The 4,628-nt window shown below is 50.5% G+C and carries 2 protein-coding genes; both read right to left on the bottom strand.

The annotated features are described in order from the left end of the window. The coding region (locus tag ACOCD2_RS12860; protein WP_419625719.1) for a site-specific DNA-methyltransferase at positions 1-2,508 on the bottom strand (2,508 nt) is incomplete at its 3' end. A 25-nt stretch (positions 2,509-2,533) separates the two neighbouring features. After that, on the bottom strand, positions 2,534-4,628 hold a 2,095-nt coding region (locus ACOCD2_RS12865), incomplete at its 5' end, for a helicase-related protein (RefSeq protein ID WP_419625720.1).

Below are 4,628 nucleotides of genomic sequence, written 5' to 3' on the forward strand. Positions count from 1 at the left end.
AATGCCGGTATCGCGTGCAATGGGCTTGCCGTTTTTCCAGTCTTTGGAATAAATCACCTTGGCAATGCGGGGTTTGAGGACAGTGTCGAAATAGTTGCCCATTTCAACAAGAATATATCTACGTTTGCCATCATCTTCGCGGTTGAGATTGATGACAGCGTGACCAGTTGGTGCTGTACCCGCAAAAAAGTCTATGAAAGTGCCATCGGTATTTCCAAAATTAGCCAACCCGATAACTCTTTTAATGAGTGATGGAGGTTTGGGAAATTCAAACACCTTACGACCAAATTCATCTTCCAGTAGCTTGCTTGCAGAATCAGTTGTTCCTGTGTCTTCGTGCTTCCAAAGGTCAACAGGAACCATGCCTTCCATCTCGCTCAAAAATCTTTTTAACCGCGGATATGTGTGACCACCTTCTTGTCCCCAATACAGACGATTTTCAGCTACATGCTTTTCATATGTAGCCTTTTCGTATTTCCAAGCATTCGTTGGGTGGTTTACTTCTTCACCAGTAATAGGATTAGTCAGCGGATATGTAAGATTGGGGCGTGCTTCTTTTGAGGCTGGGTTGACATATGAAACACTTGTCCATACCCCTCTAGGATCATTATCTGGGTTGCTGTAAGTTGAATCAGCTTTTTCATTTCTTGGTTCTCTTAACAGCGTGACATGAGTACTGGCCCTATAGGCTAAAATGTTCTCAGTTAAAGTTGAGAATAGTTTCGCATTATTACTTCGAGTGAATCGCTTTTCCCATATAATTTTTGCAAGAAAGCCATCTGTAGAAAAAATATCATCACAAATTTGCCTGAGCCTCGTTTCCTCCACAAAATCAATTGAAGAAAAGAACATTCCTTTTGTGCTTAAAATTCCTCTGGACAAAATCACACGGTCAAACAAAAAAGACATCCAGCTAGAATGCTGATAGCTATCTTTATATGCAAACCCATCACTCCCCGTATTATACGGCGGGTCAATATAAATACACTTCACCTGTTCCCGATACCGTTCCTGCATCAAGTTCAAGGCCTGAAAATTTTCCGAATGCATCAGCAACCCATCACACTGCTCATCAAAGTTTTCAATCGATGCCACTAACCGTGCCTTGAAGCTTTCCTCAAAAAACTGCGTATCCAGTACCAGCCTGTCATTCGCCTTGAGAAAATCCACGGTAAGCGGAGCGGAATAGCCTTCAAGCTCATCAATAGAAAACAGTCGCACCCATTCTTCACGCTGCGCCTCGTTGGCTGCAATTTCCGGGTAGAACGCTTCGGGAATACGATCCAGAGTAATGCAGTATTGGGTATCGACGACAAACTTCTTTTTCAGCCACAGCTTCTTCTGAAAATCCTCCAGTTGCGCCAGAAAGTCGATCAAATGGCGGGCGATTTTGCGTAGCACCTTGACCTTGGCGAGCCAGGTCTCCACTTTGGGGGCATCGGCATGTTCGACATCGTCCAGGCGCATCACTTCATTCTTGATATAGAAATCCAGCTCGCGGCGCAGGAAGCCGCCGAGATCCTTGTGGATGAAGTAATCCATGGTGTTTCGGGCGGCGTATTTGGCGATGTACTTTTCCAGCAGGGTGCGGTTTTTTTCCTTTTCCGTTGGCGCCGGGGTCATCAGTGCGGTGACATAGTCGCCGGCTTTGTCAAGCTCGCCCAGTGTTGCCTTTATGCGTTCTGCCGCCTCATCAAGCCGTTTTTTACGCCAGGTTCCTTCCTGCCCTGTCTTTTCGGGATCGGCACGGTATTCGAACTGGATCACCAACTCGGGTTCGCCGTTCTCGCCGGTTTCCAGTTTTACCGGCTCCGCGTCGTGAATGATGAAGTAGCGTTCGGTCTGCTCCGAGGCCTTGACATTGTTGTGTTCGCCTTCCGAGGCGGCAACTATGCGGCAGTGAACCTTGAGGGGTTTCCCTTCAAGTAGTTCGCCATGAGCTTCCCGGTATTCAGTGGCCTGAGTGGGGTCGAAGGTGAAGTTGGAAAGATATTCGGATGTCTTTATGTAGTACTGATCCTTGTTGGCCCAGTGCAGATAAACCTCGCGCCCGTCGTAGGGAATGGCATAGGGCGCCGCCTTGCCGTCGGTCTCGCGTGCGAAGTAGCGGCGTGACATGAAATCGCCCTGGTCGTAGTAACGCTCAAAAAAACGGTAGAGATGGTCATACACATCGCCTTCGTTGCTGCCGCTGGCTTTGGCCGCATCAAATGCAGTCTTGGCTTTCTGCACCGGCTCGGTCGCGTCTGGATCGGGAGCTCCGTATTCTTCAGCTTGCTTACGGGCTGCCTCATAGGCGGCCTTCGCCTCGGCAATTCGTGCTTCGTCAGCTTCTCCGAATGCGTCCCTGATCATAGCCAGCAGGTCGTTTTCCAGAAAGTCTGACACCTGGCCGGCCTTGGCATGCATGATGCGGTAGAAGCCGAAATCCAGTTCTGGCTGATCAAGCTGAAACAGCTCTTTCAGCAGGTTGATCAAGCGTTCGCGTTGTTTTTCGATGTTCGCCATAAGGCGTCTCCTGTTGTTTTCTTTTTCACACGACCGACCACCGAATGGTGAACAGGCGATCGGTCTGTGTATGTTGGTTCATTCTTTGTTCGAGAGCCTCGATCAGTTGGTCGCGCTTCTCGATAATTTCGTCTTCCGCCTCGAAGATCTGCTGGCGCTGGCGCTGGCAGCGTTGCAGGCGTTCCAGATCCCGTATCTGTTTCTGCATATCATGCTGCTGCTCGACCGTTTCTGCCTGCCGGGACTCCCGTTTTAGCCCGCGGATTCGGGCCTTGGTGTCCTGCAAGTCTTGTTCGGCTGCTAGGATCTTGTCGTCTGCCCATTTTTCCAGCTTCTCCCGCTCGGCCTGGAAGAAGCGGTTGTTGGCCTCAAGAATGCGGCTGATGGCCGCCTGACACTGGCGCTCGGCGTTATCTGTAAGCGTGGATGGCGGTTCCATGCCAAGCATCTCGGGCATCGAGGCTGTATGGCAGGAAAATAGTTTTTCGCAGGTTTCCTGATCGAGTGAACGGCCATCGTCAAGTTGGGCGGTAAAGATCAAATGCTCTTCGCGCTGAAAGGTCTCCACGGTAAGCAAATCCAGGCTCAACCATCCGGACTGGCCCTTGAGCGCTTCTATAACTGATATTTTTGCGGGATGGTTGGATATATCGAAACGAATATTGGATACCGGTGTGTCCAGCGCCTTTGCAGTATCCAGTACATATTCGCCCAGGGGATGGGTGAGGCGGTACAGGTGTTGCGCGGCAATCTCCTCTTCAGCCAAGCCTTTGCGTATGAGTTGGTAATGCCCGGCCTCGATGCTTTGTCCTGGCGTGCGTTCCAGCACAAAATCGTGCTTGTCGTCATTAAACTGCGCGGCACCGTCCAGCACATGACGGGTGAGCAGCCAGAACAGCCGCCCTACCTTGTCCAGCCGCTGTTTAGCCTGATCCAGCTGTATCTTAAGTAAATCATGGATGTCTTCATCAAAATGTTCCAGTAGCAGTTGGCGGGTGCTGTCCATGCGCGCTGCAATGTCTTCTTCGAGTTCTTTTTGCAGTTGCTCAAAGGCTTGCTGTATCTCTTGCGGTGAACGGCAGCTTTGATAGATATTCAGGATACGTTTTTCAAAGTCGATACCGCTTTCGATGCTTCCCAGCACATCATCGGATGCCCCGAACACGCCATTGAACAGGTTGAATTTTTCTGACAGTAATTCCAGTACCCGCTTGTCAGCTTCATTGCGCGTATTGACGAAATTGACCACCACCACATCATGCTTCTGGCCGTAGCGATGGCAGCGCCCAATACGTTGCTCTACCCGTTGCGGGTTCCACGGCAGATCATAGTTGATGACCATGGAACAAAATTGCAGATTGACACCTTCGGCCGCCGCTTCTGTGGCAATCATGATCTCTGCCTGCTCCCTGAAGTAATCAATCAGGGCTGTTCGCCTGTCAACTGGGCAGGAGCCGGTGATTTTGTCCTTATTCCGTTCTTCCTGTAGCCACAGCTGGAAGATACCATTGGATTCCGGGGCGGTGTTGGTGCCATTGAAGGTGACCAGCTTGCCCCGATAACCCTGCTCATCCAGATAAGTTCTTAGATATTCCTGGGTACGGCGCGATTCGGTAAAAATGATGGCCTTGCGCGGAGCCCCCATTTTTTCCATTTCCTGGAAGCCGGTTTCCAGGGCAGTAAGCAGTTGTCGGGATTTGGCGTCAACTTTGATGGCGTCGGCCCAGCTGATGAACTGCTCCAATTCTGCAATTTCTTCGTTGATTCTGTCCTTGTCGATCTCTGCTTGGTCTATTGGGCCAGACTCTGCCGACGCTTCCAGGATTTCCAAATATTCTTCTTCGAGCTCTTCTTCTGCGACCAGGTGACCGAGAAAATCATCGGAGACCACTTGCTGGTCACGCAAGCGGATCAGGCGCTCACGAATACGTTTTAAGGTTTCGGTCACTGCGCAGGTACTGGATGCCAGCAATTTGCGCAGAATGAGTGTGGTGAGATGGCGCTGACGCTTCGGCAAGGCATAGGATTCTTCGCGAAGCATGAACGCGGAAATGCCGTCATAGAGGCGCTGCTCGTCGTCTCCGGGTGTAAAGGGTTGGGTAAAGGTTCGCCTTTCGGTA

The organism is Thiolapillus sp., assembly GCF_048562965.1.
In the GTDB taxonomy this organism is placed as follows: domain Bacteria; phylum Pseudomonadota; class Gammaproteobacteria; order Chromatiales; family Chromatiaceae; genus Thiolapillus; species Thiolapillus brandeum_A.